The sequence below is a fragment of the Leucobacter sp. cx-328 genome, from assembly GCF_014530035.1.
In the GTDB taxonomy this organism is placed as follows: Bacteria; Actinomycetota; Actinomycetes; order Actinomycetales; family Microbacteriaceae; genus Leucobacter.
Genome location: NZ_JACVMX010000001.1, coordinates 414,916 through 431,640, shown reverse-complemented (window position 1 = coordinate 431,640; position 16,725 = coordinate 414,916). Strand labels below are relative to the sequence as shown.

The 16,725-nt window shown below is 59.6% G+C and carries 16 protein-coding genes; 1 reads left to right on the top strand and 15 read right to left on the bottom strand.

The window, feature by feature from the left end:
- Window positions 1–25: 25 nt before the first annotated feature.
- Window positions 26–1,366: an aminotransferase class III-fold pyridoxal phosphate-dependent enzyme gene (locus tag ICL81_RS01790; RefSeq protein ID WP_188033255.1), complete on the top strand. Its 1,341-nt coding sequence runs from the start codon at window positions 26–28 to the stop codon at window positions 1,364–1,366.
- 75 nt (window positions 1,367–1,441) lie between these two features.
- On the opposite strand, the gene ICL81_RS01785 is transcribed toward ICL81_RS01790, so the two are convergent.
- The 15 genes from ICL81_RS01785 to prmC all read right to left on the bottom strand — a co-directional run bounded on the left by ICL81_RS01785 (window position 1,442) and on the right by prmC (window position 16,596).
- On the bottom strand, window positions 1,442–4,210 hold the full coding sequence (locus ICL81_RS01785; RefSeq protein WP_188033254.1) for a hypothetical protein: 2,769 nt from the start codon (window positions 4,208–4,210) through the stop codon (window positions 1,442–1,444).
- A 119-nt stretch (window positions 4,211–4,329) separates the two neighbouring features.
- Window positions 4,330–5,175 carry a protein phosphatase 2C domain-containing protein gene (locus ICL81_RS01780; RefSeq protein WP_188033253.1) on the bottom strand — a complete coding sequence of 282 codons (846 nt, stop codon included), beginning with the start codon at window positions 5,173–5,175 and terminating at the stop codon, window positions 4,330–4,332.
- 52 nt (window positions 5,176–5,227) lie between these two features.
- Window positions 5,228–6,001, bottom strand: a complete 774-nt coding sequence (locus ICL81_RS01775) for a YaaA family protein (protein WP_188033252.1) — start codon at window positions 5,999–6,001, stop codon at window positions 5,228–5,230.
- Window positions 6,002–6,074: 73 nt separating this feature from the next.
- A complete protein-coding gene (locus ICL81_RS01770; RefSeq protein WP_188022648.1) occupies window positions 6,075–6,335 on the bottom strand; it encodes a F0F1 ATP synthase subunit epsilon in 261 nt (86 codons plus the stop codon).
- A gap of 3 nt (window positions 6,336–6,338) precedes the next feature.
- On the bottom strand, window positions 6,339–7,796 hold the full coding sequence (gene atpD / locus ICL81_RS01765; RefSeq protein WP_188033251.1) for a F0F1 ATP synthase subunit beta: 1,458 nt from the start codon (window positions 7,794–7,796) through the stop codon (window positions 6,339–6,341).
- Window positions 7,797–7,820: 24 nt separating this feature from the next.
- Window positions 7,821–8,708, bottom strand: coding sequence for a F0F1 ATP synthase subunit gamma (locus ICL81_RS01760; protein WP_188033250.1), 888 nt, complete (start codon window positions 8,706–8,708; stop codon window positions 7,821–7,823).
- A gap of 78 nt (window positions 8,709–8,786) precedes the next feature.
- On the bottom strand, window positions 8,787–10,412 hold the full coding sequence (gene atpA, locus ICL81_RS01755) for a F0F1 ATP synthase subunit alpha (protein ID WP_188033249.1): 1,626 nt from the start codon (window positions 10,410–10,412) through the stop codon (window positions 8,787–8,789).
- A 55-nt stretch (window positions 10,413–10,467) separates the two neighbouring features.
- Window positions 10,468–11,244, bottom strand: coding sequence for an ATP synthase F1 subunit delta (gene atpH, locus ICL81_RS01750; RefSeq protein WP_188033248.1), 777 nt, complete (start codon window positions 11,242–11,244; stop codon window positions 10,468–10,470).
- Entirely contained in the window at window positions 11,244–11,792 is a 549-nt protein-coding gene (locus tag ICL81_RS01745; RefSeq protein WP_188022653.1) for a F0F1 ATP synthase subunit B, read from the bottom strand. Before ICL81_RS01745 ends, atpH begins: the two co-directional genes overlap by 1 nt.
- A 37-nt stretch (window positions 11,793–11,829) precedes the next feature.
- A complete protein-coding gene (gene atpE / locus ICL81_RS01740; RefSeq protein ID WP_025133963.1) occupies window positions 11,830–12,054 on the bottom strand; it encodes an ATP synthase F0 subunit C in 225 nt (74 codons plus the stop codon).
- Between the two features lie 53 nt (window positions 12,055–12,107).
- Complete coding sequence (gene atpB, locus ICL81_RS01735) at window positions 12,108–12,932, bottom strand: F0F1 ATP synthase subunit A (RefSeq protein WP_251381609.1); 825 nt, start codon at window positions 12,930–12,932, stop codon at window positions 12,108–12,110.
- Window positions 12,933–13,124: 192 nt separating this feature from the next.
- Window positions 13,125–13,604, bottom strand: a complete 480-nt coding sequence (locus ICL81_RS01730) for a 3-oxoacyl-ACP reductase (protein WP_353055383.1) — start codon at window positions 13,602–13,604, stop codon at window positions 13,125–13,127.
- The gene (locus ICL81_RS01725) at window positions 13,601–14,815 is read right to left on the bottom strand and encodes an MraY family glycosyltransferase (protein WP_188033247.1); all 1,215 of its coding nucleotides are present in this window, start codon (window positions 14,813–14,815) and stop codon (window positions 13,601–13,603) included. The genes ICL81_RS01730 and ICL81_RS01725 overlap by 4 nt, the downstream gene beginning before the upstream one ends.
- Before the next feature lie 3 nt (window positions 14,816–14,818).
- Window positions 14,819–15,634 (bottom strand): L-threonylcarbamoyladenylate synthase, encoded by an 816-nt coding sequence (locus ICL81_RS01720; RefSeq protein WP_188033246.1) that lies wholly within the window; start codon window positions 15,632–15,634, stop codon window positions 14,819–14,821.
- 56 nt (window positions 15,635–15,690) lie between these two features.
- A complete protein-coding gene (prmC, locus tag ICL81_RS01715; RefSeq protein ID WP_188033245.1) occupies window positions 15,691–16,596 on the bottom strand; it encodes a peptide chain release factor N(5)-glutamine methyltransferase in 906 nt (301 codons plus the stop codon).
- Window positions 16,597–16,725 lie beyond the last annotated feature (129 nt).

Below are 16,725 nucleotides of genomic sequence, written 5' to 3'. Positions count from 1 at the left end.
GGGTCGCAGGAGTAAGATTAGGCGCATGAGCGAAGCCATCGTTACGGAAAACACCATCCCCCAGAAGCGCAACGTCGTGACCGATATCCCCGGCCCCCGTTCGCAGGAGCTGCACGCACGTCGCCAGGAAGTAGTTCCGCCCGGCGTTCACAGCCTCCTTCCCGTCTACATCGAGCGTGCACACGACTCGATCATCATCGACGTTGATGGCAACAGCATCATCGACGTGTGTGGCGGCATCGGCGTCACCACCATCGGCCACACCGACGACGCTGTCGTCGCTGCGGCACGCGAGCAGATGGGTAAGGTCACCCACACGCTCTTCACCATGACCCCGTACGAGCAGTACGTGCAGGTCGCTGAGTACCTCGCAAAGTACGCTTCGGCAGACGAGAAGTACAAGACCGTCCTCGTGAACTCGGGTTCCGAGGCAGTCGAGAACGGCGTGAAGATCGCTCGTAAGCACACCGGCCGCCCCGGCGTTGCTGTGCTTGAGCACGCATTCCACGGCCGTACGCTCCTCACCTCGAGCATGAACCACAAGGGTGCACCCTACGCACAGGGTTACGGCCCCCGCGCAGGCAACATCTACAAGGCTCCCAACTCGTACCCGCTTCACGACGGTCTGACCGGCGCAGAAGCTGCAGCACGCACCATCGCTTACCTCGAGAAGGCAGCCGGCGCTGAAGACCTCGCTTGCCTGGTCTTCGAGCCCATCCAGGGCGAGGGCGGCTTCGTCGTTCCCGCAGACGGCTACCTCCCCGCACTCGCTGAGTGGTGCCGCGAAAACGGCATCGTCTTCATCGCTGATGAGGTGCAGGCGGGTATCGCTCGTTCGGGCAAGATGTTCTCGTTCCAGCACTTCGGTGTGCAGCCCGACCTAATTCTCACCGCAAAGGGCATCGCGGGTGGTCTCCCCCTCGCTGGCGTCACTGGCCGTGCAGAAATCATGGACAAGTCGCAGCCCGGCGGCCTCGGCGGCACCTTCGGCGGTAACCCCGTCTCGTGCGCAGCTGCCGTTGCAGTGTTCGAGCAGATCGAGGCACAGAACCTCCTTGCAGAGGCTCAGCGCATCGAAGCTTCGTTCATGGCTGGCCTGCGTGGCCTCCAGGAGAAGTACGAAGCTGTCTCAGACGTACGCGGTCACGGCGCGATGCTCGCTATCGAGTTCTCGAAGCCAGGCACCACGACTCCCGACGCTGATCTCGTTGCACACGTTGTCGACTACGCGGCAAAGAACGGCGTACTGCTGCTCTCGACCGGTGTCTACAACCAGGCGATCCGCCTGCTGCCGTCGCTCAAGATGACCGACGAGCTCATTGCAGAGGTCATCACCGTTATGGACGAGGCCCTCGCAGCTGCGTAACTCATACGCGCAAATAGGTGTGGCCCCTGAGAACATTGATCTCAGGGGCCACACCTATTTCACCTGGCTAGTGACCTACCAATCCCAATAGGAATTGCTCAGGGCACGAACGTCGTCGATGACAACTTTGCCGTCGACGATCTTGTAGCTGCCAGAGATCACGATCTCGTGCTCTTCGAGTAGTGGATCGTTCCACATCGATTTGTTCTGCTGAGTGCGCATGACCCCCTTGGTCGTCATGAACTCGTTGAGCGTGAACTCCTCGATCCCATCGGGCAATGAGCCCAGCTCAAGCACGGCGAGGTCCTTGTTGCGTACATCGTACGGGCAGTAGTCTTCCATGTTGGTCGGGATCGTCACGCACTTCTTGAACTCAGCGTTGGCGAGCTCAAGCACGGCAGCCTGCAGCGCTTTGCTTCCGGTCGCCTCAATGGACACATCCATTGGCTCGTAGTAATCCAACTCGTAGAGCTCCATGCTCTCTGGAATCACCGTCACCGTTTCCGCACTGAAATCAGTGAACTCGGTATCGGGGATACTAATCGTGTACTCACCTGGGTACAGGTAGGTCTCGAAGACGTAGTGATCCAGCCACTCATCCCCTTTTGGCTCTGCCTGAACTTCGAGCTTCTTCTCGCCGATCTCAAGTGCAGAGAATTCCACGTCTGACTCGAATCGCACTTTCTGGATGAACGGCGTAGTGACCGTCCAGTTCTGCAGGAAGCCGAAGGAGTTACCTGCGCGGGTCACCGCAAACTGCACGTTCTGGCGTTCGCCATCAATACTGAGCTCGGCATCAACTACGTGCGAGGCACCGTTCTCGGAAGAGCCATACTCGTTGCGAGACACGTCAATGACCTCGATACGGTGATCCGCCGAGTTGGCAACCGCATTGGTCAGCAGCCCTCGGTCGGCAGTGCGAATACCGGGGTCTACCGTTCGCGTCGCTGCCTCAACGTCACCCTTCGCGATATCCGTCAGGTAGCTCTTGACCGCCGCTTCGGGGCTGCGGCTCGAGTTGATCACGTTGAGCGTCACGACGCTCGCGACAATGATGAGTACGAGTGCGACCGCGCCAGCCAGGCCAAGAATCAGGCCAAGCTTCTTCTTTGGCGTCATCGGTTGGCGGTCTGGGAGGTCGAGCGTCGGCGTTGCGTCAACGTAGGACTGGCCGGGAGCCGCGCCAAGTGGCGGGAGCGGCTGCGTGAGTTGCTGCTGTTGGTCGATCGGCGGTAGCGGGTCGCCTGGGGCTGGTGCGGCTGCTTGCTCGGTGAACGTGGCCGCAAGGTCCTCGGGCAGCGGAGTGGTCTCAGCCTGATCAGCAGTGGGCATACCAGGCGGTACCTGCACAGTGGGCGCCACTGGCAGCTGAGGAGCAACCGGCACTGTGTGCACCACAGGAGCCACAGGTGGGGCAGAGTGGCCCACCTGTGGCGGATACTGTAATGCGTTCGGGTCGTAGCCAGCTGGCGGGTATGCCCCCGGCGACGGGTAAGCCGTAGGCTGCATGGGCGCAGCGTACGGAGCAGCCGGTGCATATGGAGCCACGGGAGCTGCCGGCTCGGCCGGCGCATACGGAGCGCCCTGCTGCGGCGCAGCCGCGGAAGCAACCGGCGCCCCCGAGAGCCAGTGATTCACGGTCACAAGCGGCGCAAACAACCGCAGCATCGTCGGGTTCACAAGGTACACCCAACGCGGAGCAACCTCAGCGAGCAGCGCCACGATAAAGGAAGCGAGCGCAGCGGTAAACGGCACCCACCAGGTGACCGTAATCACGGTGCGCATCGAACCGAACATCGAGACGCCCGCGGTCAACGAGATCGGGAGCATGAACAACACAATCACGAGCCAGGAGACAACCGCGCCGACCGGAAGCTGCCAGATGTGTGAAGCACGCAGGGTCACTGCGCGTTGACGACGCAGGCCAACTGCGACGGCACTGATGAAAATGCTCAACACTAGGGACAGGTATACGAGCACGGTCGGCCAGACACCAAGGTCCCACACCATGAGCAGCTCGCCGCCTGCCATCGGCACCTCTGCAACCGCGCCGCCGAGGTAGCCAAATGAGACGGCTGCGAGCAGAAGATTCAAGAGATACGGAATCGCGAGCAGCACCACGATAGGGCTGGTTTTCACCATTGCAACAACGAGCAGTGCGAGGGTAAGCGGCACGAACGTAGCTGCGGTCGCGGCAAGGAACACGTGAGTCTCACGCACGAACGGGTTTGCAAGCAGCGGACGCAACTTACTCGCAGGGTTAAACACCTCGCGCGCGATGAGGGTCGTCACCGTGAGAACAGCCCCGAGCGTAAAGAGCATTGCAATCGGCCGGCCGTGCATCTGACCCGAGACACCGGGCACATTCACAAGGTTCACGCGAATAAGACTGAGCGCGAGCGTGAATATAATGCTAATCGCAAAGCCTTCAATACCAGCGCGGATCGCAGCAAAACCAACATTGGGTGCAGGCACATCGCCGCGTGCTCGCTTACGAAGCACAAGCACAACGCCGGTAGCCACGAGCGCAAGCGTGGTCAGTGAGAACAACGAAACAGTGATCGAGCCATCAACGTCAGCAAAGAACGCAGATACGCCGCCCTCACCGGTCCAGCCCGCACCGAGCACGCCGGCCATGCCGGTCGCGATCATTCCAAGGATCGTGCCGAGTCCACCAGTGAATATGCCACTACTCCCCTGTGAGAGCAGCGCACCTACGATCATGAACGACATCACGAGTGCGACACCAAAGACGATGAGCATGATCCAGGCGACCGTCACCAACCCTGATTTCTCGAAGATCCGCTTCAGATACTGACCGGTTGGTGCTTCGAGACTTGTCATGCCACGCTCCTGAGTGTCGCTGCAATCTGTCAATTTTCTGACAGAGATGGAACTTTCAGGCTAACATGTCACTTCCGGGGCAATATGTTTCACATTGCTCGCGCGTAGACAATTGATGACTAGGCGTTTTCCTCAGTCTCGGCCTCGTCCTCGAGAATGAAGCTGCCGGTGTCAACCACGTCACCCACAGAATGAATATCGATCACAACGACCGTGACGTTGTCGCGGCCCGAGTTGTCAAGCGCTTCCTTCACGAGTGCCTGCGCCGCAGCCTCAGCCGTGCTCGTGTTTGCGAGGAAATACTGAATGCCGAGATCGGTGAGCTCTTTTACGAGACCGTCAGAGCACAGCAGAAGACGCTGTCCAGCGATCGCTGCAAGCGAGGTGTAATCAGGAACGGGAGGTTCGTTGAATCCAACTGCACGCGTGATCACGTTGGCATGCGGGTGCGTCTCAGCTTCTTCCTCAGTAATAGCTCCTGTATCAATGAGGTGCTGTACAACGGAGTGATCCACAGTGATCTGGCTCAGCGCACCCTTGAAATACTGGTAGACCCGGGAATCACCGATGTTAAAGACACGCCAAACCGGCATGTCATCTTCGCTCGACAGCAGTGCGCCGGTGACGGTCGTGCCTGCACCGAGGTCAGTGTCACCAGCGTCAACCTGAATGTCACTCACTGCTTGGGTGAGGAGCGCTTCAATGTTCGACTCCCCTGCGTCCCAATCGTCCTTGAGCTCAGCAAGTCGGTTCACTACGGCTGCCGAAGCAACTTCGCCAGCAGAGTGACCGCCCATGCCGTCTGCCACTGCAAACACCGGCGGTGCCACAACATAGCTGTCCTGATTTACCTCGCGGCGGCGCCCAACGTCGGTGAGCGAGAACCATGATAGTTCGACTTCGAGTTCGCTCGACGCCGAGACCTGAAGCCTCCGTCTTACAGCGTTCTCTCCACGACCGATCACCGGTTCTCCTCCTGAATTCTGGACTGTCATTCTATTCTCTGTGAATCTCGCGCTACCGAACACCTGGCGCGCCAATGTTGGTAATGAGGCGAAGCGGTGATGATTTCGGATCATCCTCAGCCTCACTGAGTTCAATCCCGCGCTCAGCAGCCCAACTGAGCAGCTCGCCACGGGAGTGAACGTCAACCTGCGATTGGGCAAGTTCCCGCACGAGCGAGCCCTTACCAGCCTTATTGAAGTGATTGAGTGCGCGAAGCGTGCCGTCTTCGGCACGACTCAGCACCTCAACCATGTCACCAACGCCCACAGGAAGCGGAGCGAGCGCAGCGTAATCCTTTGCTCTGAGATCGAGTACGTACGGAGCCTCGTCCCAGATATTGGCGTGAGCGTCCTGCCAGGTGCGCTTGAGCGGCTTTGTGAGCGCCGGCAACCGCGTTGATGCCGAAAGCCGGTAGCTTGGGACCGCATCAGTCGCCGCGATAAGCCCAAAGAGCGCCGACTGCACAAACACGTGCGCGTCAACCCATGTTCGCGCCCCTGGAGCCAGCGAGTCGACATCGAGCGCGTCATAGAGCACCCCGGTGTAGCGCTCAATCGCCGGAAGTAGCTCCCCCGAGCTGAGGGCGAGATTGAGCGCGGCTTCGCCACGGTTTTTCACGCCGAGTTTTAGGACGCGGATCGCCGCATCTTCATCGCCACTCAAGTCGATGAGCGCCGAACGCACGGCAGCGCGTGCTGCCGAGAGATCTTCTGCAAAGGACAGGGTCTCCGAGAGACCCGATCCGCCAAGACGTTTCGTCTCAGACGGTGGCAGAAGAACTCGCATACATTTTTCCTTAGAAATGGCGCAGGGCCGGTCGCGTAAAGCGAACCGGCCCTGCGGTAACCGCGTGGGAGGGTTAGGCCAGAACTGCCGTACCCGCGACCACGGTCACGTTGTCGTTGTCGACCGAGAAGAAACCGTCTTCAGCGTTGACCGTAATGGTCTCGCCTGCAACAGTCTTCACACGCACCTCGCCCTGAGCGAGCAGTGCGAGGAAGGGCTCGTGACCAGCAAGGATGCCGATCTCGCCTTCGACGGTCCGCGCGACCACCTGGGTGGCTTCTCCCGACCAGAGCTTGCTGGTTGCGGAGACCACGCTGACGTTGAGTGCAGCCATGGACTAAGCCATTTCCTTCTGCATACGTGCCCAGTTCTCCTCGACATCGCCGATACCACCAACGTTGAAGAACGCCTGCTCTGCAACGTGGTCGAACTCGCCCTTTGCGATTGCATCGAACGACTCGATGGTCTCCTTGAGGGGAACAGTCGAGCCCTCAACACCGGTGAACTTCTTCGCCATGTAGGTGTTCTGCGAGAGGAACTGCTGGATACGGCGTGCGCGTGCAACCGTAATCTTGTCTTCTTCCGAGAGCTCGTCGACACCGAGGATGGCGATGATCTCCTGAAGTTCCTTGTTCTTCTGCAGGATCTGCTTGACGGTGGTAGCCACGCGGTAGTGATCCTCGCCCAAGTAACGGGGATCCATGATGCGCGACGACGAGGTCAGCGGATCGATCGCGGGGTACAGACCCTTCGAAGCGATCTCACGCGACAGCTCGGTGGTTGCATCGAGGTGCGCGAAGGTGGTTGCCGGAGCCGGGTCGGTGTAGTCATCCGCAGGCACGTAAATTGCCTGAAGCGACGTAATCGAGTGACCACGGGTCGAGGTGATGCGCTCCTGGAGGATGCCCATCTCGTCCGCGAGGTTCGGCTGGTAGCCCACTGCCGAAGGCATGCGGCCGAGAAGAGTCGAAACCTCCGAGCCAGCCTGCGTGAAGCGGAAGATGTTATCGATGAAGAGGAGAACGTCCTGCTTCTGAACATCACGGAAGTACTCAGCCATGGTCAGAGCCGAGAGTGCAACGCGAAGACGCGTCCCGGGGGGCTCATCCATCTGGCCGAAAACAAGTGCGGTCTTGTCGAAGACGCCTGCTTCTTCCATCTCGTGAATCAGGTCGTTACCCTCACGGGTACGCTCGCCGACACCTGCGAAGACCGAAACACCACCGTGGTCCTGAGCCACACGCTGGATCATCTCCTGGATGAGGACGGTCTTACCAACGCCTGCACCACCGAACAGACCAATCTTGCCGCCCTGAACGTAGGGGGTCAAAAGGTCGATCGACTTGATGCCGGTTTCGAAGAGCTGAGTCTTCGACTCGAGCTGGTCGAATGCAGGAGGAGTGCGGTGGATGCCCCAACGCTCGGTGATCTCGATGGTTTCGCCATCGGGCAGGTTGAGGACGTTGCCTGCAACGTCAAAGACCTTACCCTTGGTGATGTCGCCAACGGGAACCGAGATCGGTGCACCGGTGTCAGCAACTTCCTGGCCACGAACGAGGCCGTCAGTCGGCTTCAGTGCAATCGCGCGAACGAGATTGTCACCGAGGTGCTGAGCAACCTCGAGCACGAGCGTGAAAGGCGTTGCGCCCTCGCCCATGTCGACGGTGGTCTCGAGCGCGTTGTACACGCCGGGAATTGCGTCGTGCGGGAACTCGATGTCGACGACGGGGCCGGTTACGCGAGCAATACGCCCGACAACCTTGGCCTCATTCGCCACTGCGGCGGTTTCGGTCATGTCTCTTCTCTCTTCGTGCGTGTCTTAGTTGGACAGCGCGTCAGCGCCGCCCACAATCTCAGAAATCTGCTGGGTGATCTCAGCCTGGCGAGCGTTGTTCGCGAGGCGGGTGTAATCACGGATCAACGAATCCGCGTTATCACTTGCCGCCTTCATCGCCTTCTGCGTCGCCGCATGCTTCGAAGCTGCCGACTCAAGGAGCGCATTGAAGATACGCGACTCGATGTAGTCAGGGAGCAGCTTGTCGAGAACGACGTCTGCCTCGGGCTCGAACGAGTACAGAGGCTGAGCCTCTACGCTCTCGTCGACGCCGTCAACAATCTGCAGCGGGAGCAGGCGGGTAACCTGCGGGGCCTGAGTCACCATGCTGATGAAGCGGTTGAAGACCAGGTGAATTTCCTGGACGCCACCCTCTTCTGCGGGGCGAAGGAACGCCTCGATGACAGCCTCAGAGATTTCCTGTGCAGTCTCGAATGTGGGGTTCTCGGTATCGCCGGCCCAGATGCGCTCCGAAGAACGACGGCGGAAGTTAAAGTATCCCCTGGCCTTGTTGCCAACGAGGTAGTAGCTAACTTCCTTGCCCTCTGAGCGAAGCAGCTCGCTGAGCTCTTCGGCTTCCCGGAGAACCTGCGAGTTGAACGCGCCAGCGAGTCCGCGGTCGGAGGTGAAAATCACCACAGCGGCGCGGGTGACCTTGTCGGCCTCCGTGAGCAGCGGGTGATCGGTCTTCGCGTGCGTGGCGACCGCCGACACCGCGCGAGTGATCGCGTCGGTGTAGGGGTTCGATGCGTCGACGCGGGCTCGTGCCTTTTGAATGCGCGAAGCCGCGATCAACTCCATCGCACGGGTGATCTTCTTGGTCGTCTGGGCAGACTTAATTCGCTGCCGGTAGACCCGAAGTTGCGCTCCCATGTCTCTCCTGTTTGCTTGAGGCTAGTGTCTAAAAGTTGAGGTGACGGGTGGGGGCCGAAGCCCCCACCCTGTCAGCAACTACTTCTTGACGACCAGCTGCTCCTGCTTGATCTCGGACTCGTCAAGGGCGTTGAACTGCTCTGCGAGGGTCTTGCCCTCAGCAGTGCGGAACTCGCTCTTGAACTTCTCGATCTTCGCGGTGAGCTCTGCAACGATCTCGTCCGAGAGGACGTTCGTCGAAGCGAGGTTCGAAAGCGCGTCCGAGTTACGGCCGAGGAAGTCGAGGAACTCGCGCTCAAAGCGGAGGATGTCCTCAACGGGGACGTCATCAAGGAAGCCCTTGGTGCCAGCCCAGATCGAAACGGTCTGCTCTTCAACAGCGTACGGCGAGTACTGGGGCTGCTTGAGGAGCTCGGTGAGGCGTGCGCCACGCTCGAGCTGCTTGCGGCTTGCTGCATCGAGATCCGAAGCGAACATTGCGAACGCCTCGAGTGCACGGTACTGAGCGAGCTCAAGCTTCAAGGTACCCGAGACCTTCTTGATCGACTTCACCTGTGCGTCGCCGCCAACACGCGAAACCGAGATGCCCACGTCAACTGCGGGACGCTGGTTAGCGTTGAAGAGGTCCGACTGGAGGAAGATCTGGCCGTCGGTGATCGAGATCACGTTGGTCGGAATGTATGCCGAAACGTCGTTTGCCTTGGTCTCGATGATCGGAAGACCGGTCATCGAACCTGCACCGAGCTCGTCCGAGAGCTTTGCACAACGCTCCAGGAGGCGCGAGTGCAAGTAGAAGACGTCACCGGGGTATGCCTCGCGCCCCGGCGGACGACGGAGGAGAAGCGAAACGGCACGGTATGCCTCAGCCTGCTTCGACAGATCATCAAAGATGATGAGAACGTGCTTGCCGTCGTACATCCAGTGCTGGCCGATAGCCGAACCGGTGTAGGGTGCGAGGTACTTGAAGCCTGCGGGGTCAGATGCGGGCGAAGCAACAATGGTGGTGTACTCCATTGCGCCTGCGTCCTCGAGCGCGCCCTTTACCGAAGCAATGGTCGAGCCCTTCTGGCCGATCGCGACGTAGATGCAGCGAACCTGCTTCGACTTGTCGCCGGTAGCCCAGTTAGCCTTCTGGTTGATGATGGTGTCGATCGCGATTGCGGTCTTACCGGTCTGGCGGTCACCAATGATGAGCTGACGCTGGCCACGGCCAACGGGGATCATCGCATCGATCGCCTTGATACCGGTCTGCAGCGGCTCGTGAACCGACTTACGCTGCATAACGCCGGGAGCCTGGAGCTCGAGCGCACGACGGCCCTCGATGCCAGCGATCTCACCGAGACCGTCGATGGGCTCACCCAGCGGGTTCACCACGCGGCCGAGGTAGCCCTCGCCGACGGGTACCGAGAGAACTTCGCCGGTGCGAGTGACCTGCATGCCCTCTTCGATGCCGCCGAATTCACCGAGAACGACAACGCCGATCTCGTTCTCTTCAAGGTTCTGAGCAAGGCCCAGGGTGCCATCCGCAAAGCGGATGAGTTCGTTTGCCATAACGCCGGGGAGGCCCTCGACGTGAGCAATACCGTCGGCGGCGTCGATGACCGTTCCGACCTCGGTCTTACCTGCCTGAGCCGGCTCGTACGACGCTGCGAAATCCTTCAGCGCGTCGCGGATCTCATCCGGGCTGATTGAGAGTTCTGCCATTTCGTTTCCTCTGTCTGGTCCGGAAGCGCCGCCCCCGGGTTAGGTATATTGTGCTCTACGCTGCGAGACGCTGACGAAGATCGTCCAGGCGTGCCTGAACGCTGCCGTCAATGATGTCGTCAGCCATCTGGATGCGAATACCACCGATGATGGTCGCATCGGTCACCGTGGTGACCTTTACCGGACGGCCTGCGGTTGCTTCGAGAATCGAAGCAAGTCGTGACTGCTGCGCGGAGCTGAGCGCACCGGCGACGGTGACCGTAGCGAGCTCGAAGCCCGCCTGATCTGCCGCGATGCGCGCTGCCTCACGGAGTGCCGCACCAAGGCGACGACCGCGAGGGAATGCTGCGAGATGCGTTGCAACTGCGATAGCGGTTTCGCTGACCTTGCCCTCGACAAGGCGACGCAGAAGCGCAACCTTGTCTGCTGCAGGAGCGAGCTTGCTACCGAGGTTGAGCTCGAGTTCGTGATCGCTGTCGATGACGCCCGCGATAGCGAGCAGCTCGTCGACGATCTCGTTCGAGGACTGAGCTGCGGCGCGAAGGCCGAGCTCTTCAATGCCCGCTACGAACTCGTCGTTGTTCGACCACCCAAGCGCCGAGGCGGCGCTGAGGATCGACTGCGAGCCAGCGGGAAGCTGCGCGAACACGCGAGCAACCAGCGCCGACTTCGCAGCTGCCGAAGCAGAAGCATCGACGAGTGCTGCAACGAGAGCGGGAGCCTTTTCAAGCTCACCAGCTGCTACGAGCAGCGACGTTCCGACGCCCTGATCGGCTGCCGAACCAAGGTTCGCGCGCAGTGCCGCGAGGCTTTCGCGTGACGCGCTTCCCATTAGTTAGCCGCCTTCTCAGAAGCCTCGAGCTCAGCGAGGAAGCGATCAACCAGAGCCGAAGCCTTCTGGTCGTCAGTGAGCGACTCGCCAACCACGCCAGAAGCGAGGTCGATTGCGAGCGAGCCAACGTCCTTGCGGAGCGAAACGACTGCGCTCTGGCGCTCTGCTTCGATCTGAACCTGAGCAGCCTGGGTTACACGGGTTGCCTCAGCAACTGCGTCGTCCTTGGCCTTTGCAACAATCTTGGTTGCATCGACGCGAGCAGACTCGCGAATGTCGCCTGCTTCCTGTCGTGCGCTTGCAAGCTGAGCGGTGTACTCCTGAAGAGCCGCCTCAGCCTGGGCCTGAGCTTCATCAGCCTTCGCGATGTTGCCCTCAATAGCCTCAGCGCGTGCGTCAAGCATGACCTGCACCTTCGGGAGGAAGACCTTCCAGAAAGCGACGAGGATGATGATGAACGCAATCGCCGACCAGACGATATCGTACGTTGCGGGCAGAAGCGGGTTCTGAGCCGCGCCTTCTGCAGCAAACTGCACTGCCTGATTCATCTTGCCTCCCTTTCGAGACTAGGGAAAGGTGGGGTGATTAAGCGAAGATGAAGTAGGTTGCAACACCGATAAGCGCGAGCATCTCGGTGAATGCGATACCGATCCACATCATGCCCTGGAGCTTGCCAGCGAGCTCAGGCTGGCGAGCGGTGCTTTCGATGGTCTTGCCAACAACGATTGCCACACCAATTGCGGGGCCGATTGCTGCGAGGCCGTAGCCAACGGTTGCGATGTTGCCCGAGATTTCAGCGAGAACAGACACGTTAAGTGTTTCCTTCCGTTATGAGTGCGGCGGGAGCCGAACTCAGGGGTTTATTAGTGCTCGTCAGCCAGCGCGAGCTGGATGTAAAGAGCGGTGAGCAGAGTAAAGACGTACGCCTGAAGGCCAGCAACGAACAGCTCGAAGAGCGTGAACGCGAAGCCGAAGGCGAAAGTACCAACACCCAGCAGCGGGAACAGACCGCCAGCATTCAGGATGAAGAAGTTGGTAGCTGCGAAGAGCAGAACCAAGATCATGTGGCCGACGAGCATGTTCATGAGGAGTCGCAGTGCAAGAGTGACCGGACGCATGATGAACGTCGACAGGAACTCAACCGGGGTGACAAGGATGTACATAACCTTGGGCACGCCTGCGGGGAAGAGCGAGTTCTTGAGGAACTTACCCGGGTGCTTCTTGAGACCCGCGTAAATGAAGGCAACGTACGCGACGAGTGCCATGAAGATCGGGAAACCAACAACCGACGATGCGGCAATGTTGAAGCCCGGGATGATGCCCGTGACGTTGAACGCAAACGTCAGGAAGAAGATTGACATCAGCAAGGGCGCGAAACGGCGACCCTCCTTGATACCAAGCTGCTCCTCAATGACGTTCTTACGAACGAAGTCGAGAGCGAACTCGAGTACGCCCTGGCCGCGGCCCGGGATTACTCGAAGGTTACGGGTGCCCAGCCAGAAAAGGACCAGCAGTACTACAACCATGATCATTCGAATGATCATGATGCGGTTCATCTCGAAGGGGGTACCTTCGAAGAGAACCGCTGGGGGGAAGAAGTCATCCAGGGATGGTCCGTGGAAGCCACCCTCTGCGAGACTGAAAGGACCGGGGGCAACGAGGTGCATAGCCTTAGCGAACAGCGCCATTCTCCTGATTCGGTGCGGCTTGACCGCACGGCTCGAACGATGATCGTGCCCCGGCCCGCGACTCGCGCTCTACAGCGTCAAAGCCCGGCAGGGAACGAACATATCCTAGCAATATTTCGCCCCGGGTGAAACTCGGGGCTTGGACTTACCGCGTTTTGCACAAACAAAACGCGAAATATTGGTGTTTTTGTCTTACTCAGGGAGTGATACGCCATAGGGCACGCGTGCGCGCGCCACGATGATCGCATCAAGCACAATCGAAACGAGCACCGTTACGACCAGTGAGATAAAGAGCATCTTTGGATCCAGCCAGGGCTGGTTCTTCAACAGCAACGCCGCAACGACGAAGCCGATGAGCTTCACGATCCATGCACCAAGCACGATCATGAAGAAGATTTGGAGATACATTGGGCTCGCAACGAAGCGATTGCCGAATGCGATACTTCCGACAGTCATCAACAACATGACGCCGCCAATCGCAGCGCCGATCAGACCGCCGTAGAGTCCGCGCGTGTCTGAGACCAGGAAGCCAACTCCAGCGAATACGACCATCGCGGCGATCGTCGTGATGATGCCCCAGCGAATACCTCGCAACAGCATCGGCTGTGACGTCGGCATGGGGTACTCTGATGCACCCTGTTCTGCGGCACCGGGCTGCAATGGTGAGCTCACTCTGGAGTCCTTTCGTTCGTCATTGATGCTGCGGGAGCCGCAGAAATGACGGAAGTATGGTCAGGCGCTTTGTGGGCGCTAGGTTTCCAAGGTATCAAGCCTCGGCGCACCGCGCCGTCCCGCAAGCGTTGTACGGGGAACATCAGCAGCACCAGGCAGGCTGCGGTGCCAACCACTGCAACAATGCTAGGAATCACATAGCTCTGCAGCGTAAACACTAAGAGCACAGCGACTGAAACGACTGCCGTGCCGAGGTAAAAAACCAGTACCGCCTGAACGGGTGAATGCCCCATATCCAGCAGGCGATGATGGAGATGCTTTCGATCCGCCTCGAATGGGCTCTTTCCAGCCCGGAGTCGGCGCAACACCGCCATGGTGAAGTCAGCGAGCGGCAGTGCGAGCACCGCGACGGGCAGAATGATCGGAATATAGCTCGCGATAACAAGTTTGATATCGAGCGCCGCAGGATTTACCTGCCCAGTCACGGCAACCGTTGAACTTGCCATCAGCAGACCAACAAGCAGCGCGCCGGTATCGCCCATGAACATCTTGGCGCCATTCCAGTTATACGGCAGGAATCCGGCGCAGATACCCATAATGATGAGCGCAATGAGGCCGGCAAAGATGATCGAATCGACGTGCCCCTGCTGTGCGTTGAGCAAGCGCGTGTAGATGAAGAACGCCGTGCTCGCAATGAGCGCTACGCCTGCGACGAGACCGTCGAGACCGTCGATGAAGTTCACCGCATTCATCACCAGCGTCATAAGGAACACCGTGATTACGAAGTTCATTGTCGGCGAGCCAACGATGAGCGTGTCGCCGAAAGGCAGCGAGACAATCTGAACGCCGCTCCAGGCCAAGAGCCCGGTGGCCACGAACTGGGCACCGAGCTTGACCATCCAGTCAAGCTCGAGCAAATCATCAAGCACTCCGACCGCAGCGATGAGCGTGCACGCGCCGAGGAGTGCATAAACCATCGACGTTTGCGTGAAAAGCGGGGAAAACTCTGGCTGGAAGTATGCGGCACCGAACGCCGCGAGCAAGCCAATGTACATCGCAATGCCGCCGAGCCTCGGCGTCGGCGTCGCATGCACGTCTCGCGCACGGATCTCCGGGGCTAGGTTAAAGCGACGACTGAGTCGCAATACCACGTACGACATTACAAACGTCACGAAAATCGCGACGCCTGCAACGACAAGATACGGGGTCATAATTTAGCCTTCAGCCGCCTCGCCTGCTGCGTCAGCAGCGGCATCAGCCACAGATGCATCAGCCACAGATGCGTCAGCAGCGGGGGCATCAGCTGCAGGGGCATCAGCTGTGTTCGCGGAATCCGCAGGTGCGACGCGCTGCGCCTTCTTCGCGATGACCACCTGCACGTCAGCGAGTTCGAGGACGTCGCTGATCGCTTCGGGAGAGACTGCACCCACACGCAGCACACGCACTGCCCCAGTTCCGTCGCTCTTCAGGCCAGTAGCGTCGATAATCGTCGAGGAAAGCCCATCAGCCACTCCCCCTTCGAGGTACACGGCGACAGAGTCTTCGAGCATTGCTTGTGCTTCATCAGCGTTGGTAGCTGCCGGCTCACCGGTGAGGTTCGCCGACGAAACCGCGAGTGGACCGGTCTCCCGCAGCAGTTCAATAGTGAGGTCGCGCGCCGGGATACGCAGCGCAACGGTGCCACCGGTATCGCCGAGATCCCAGTCAAGAGCGGGGTTCGCGTGCGTAATGATCGTGAGCGCGCCCGGCCAGAAAGCATCAGCGAGCGCCATAAGGGGCTCGGTCACTTCACGGGCCAGCGCAGCGAGCGTATCGGTGTTCGGAATCAACACGGGTGGCGGCGACTGTCGACCACGGCCCTTCGCCGCGAGTAGACGCTCAACGGCCTCTGGCGAAAACGCGTCTGCGCCAACACCGTAGACAGTATCGGTCGGCAGGACCACGAGCTCGCCGCGCCCAATTGCCTGACGCGCGGCACGCACGCCACTCAGGAGCTGTGAGGGTTCGGAGCAGTCAAAGAGGTCAGCCATAACTACTCATTCTACTCGCGCGTACCTGACCGCGCGCCACGTCTGCAACCGGGACGCTATCGCCGTGCGAGCGTTGTCCGGTCACGGCCGGTCAGATCTTCATATGTTGCGGCATCTTGCCAGCCAGCTGCGGTGAGAATGGCGCGGATCGCCTCCCCCTGATGCTCTGCATGTTCGAGCACGAGCGATCCGCCGTCATGCACCAGACCAAGACCAACGCGCGCAATGATACGGATGAGATCGAGGCCATCCTCCCCGCTATAGAGTGCAAGCTCCGGGTCGTGGTCGCGAACTTCAGGATCTTTCGGGATCATGCCGGAGGGCACATATGGCGGATTCGATACCAGAAGATCGACGCGCCCCGTGAGCGATTCGACGACCTCAGGATCCAGTGCCGCAATGTCACCCTGCACGAGAGTGACACGTCCATCGCCCCATTCCGCAACGTTTCGCGTCGCCCATGCATGCGCTTCCACACTTTTTTCCACCGCCCAAACGCGGGCGTCAGAGACCTCATTCGCAATCGCGAGCGCAATCGTTCCGCTTCCCGTGCAGAAATCGACGACAATTGGCGCTCCTGTTCCGGCGCGTTCAGGGAGCGCAAGTGCGCGTTCGAGCTCAGCAAGAGCACAATCAACGACAGTTTCCGTCTCAGGTCTGGGCACAAAGACGCCTGGGCCTACCGACAGCTCGATGCGGCGGAACGGCGCCCTGCCGGTGAGGTGCTGGAGGGGGACGCGATCCGCGCGCTCATCAGCCATCGCACGAATGCGCGCGACCTGTTCAGGGGTGGTTCGCTTGCCCATAATTGCGAGCGCCTGCAGTCGACCGCGTGATTCACCCAGCACGTGGGCGAGCATCACCTCGGCATCGATTCGTGCCTGGTCGATTCCGGCTGCGGCGAGCTGATCTGCAACCTCATGCAACAGGGAATCAAGGGAGGGAGCCGCGGCATTAGTCATGGGTACAACTTTCCCACAAGCTTTGAGCCACCTGTAACTTTTCGACTCATCCATAACGAGACGTAAAAGATGACATTAGTTTTGGATATAGTTACAGTAGCTTCGCGTTATCAATTCAGAAGAGGTTCG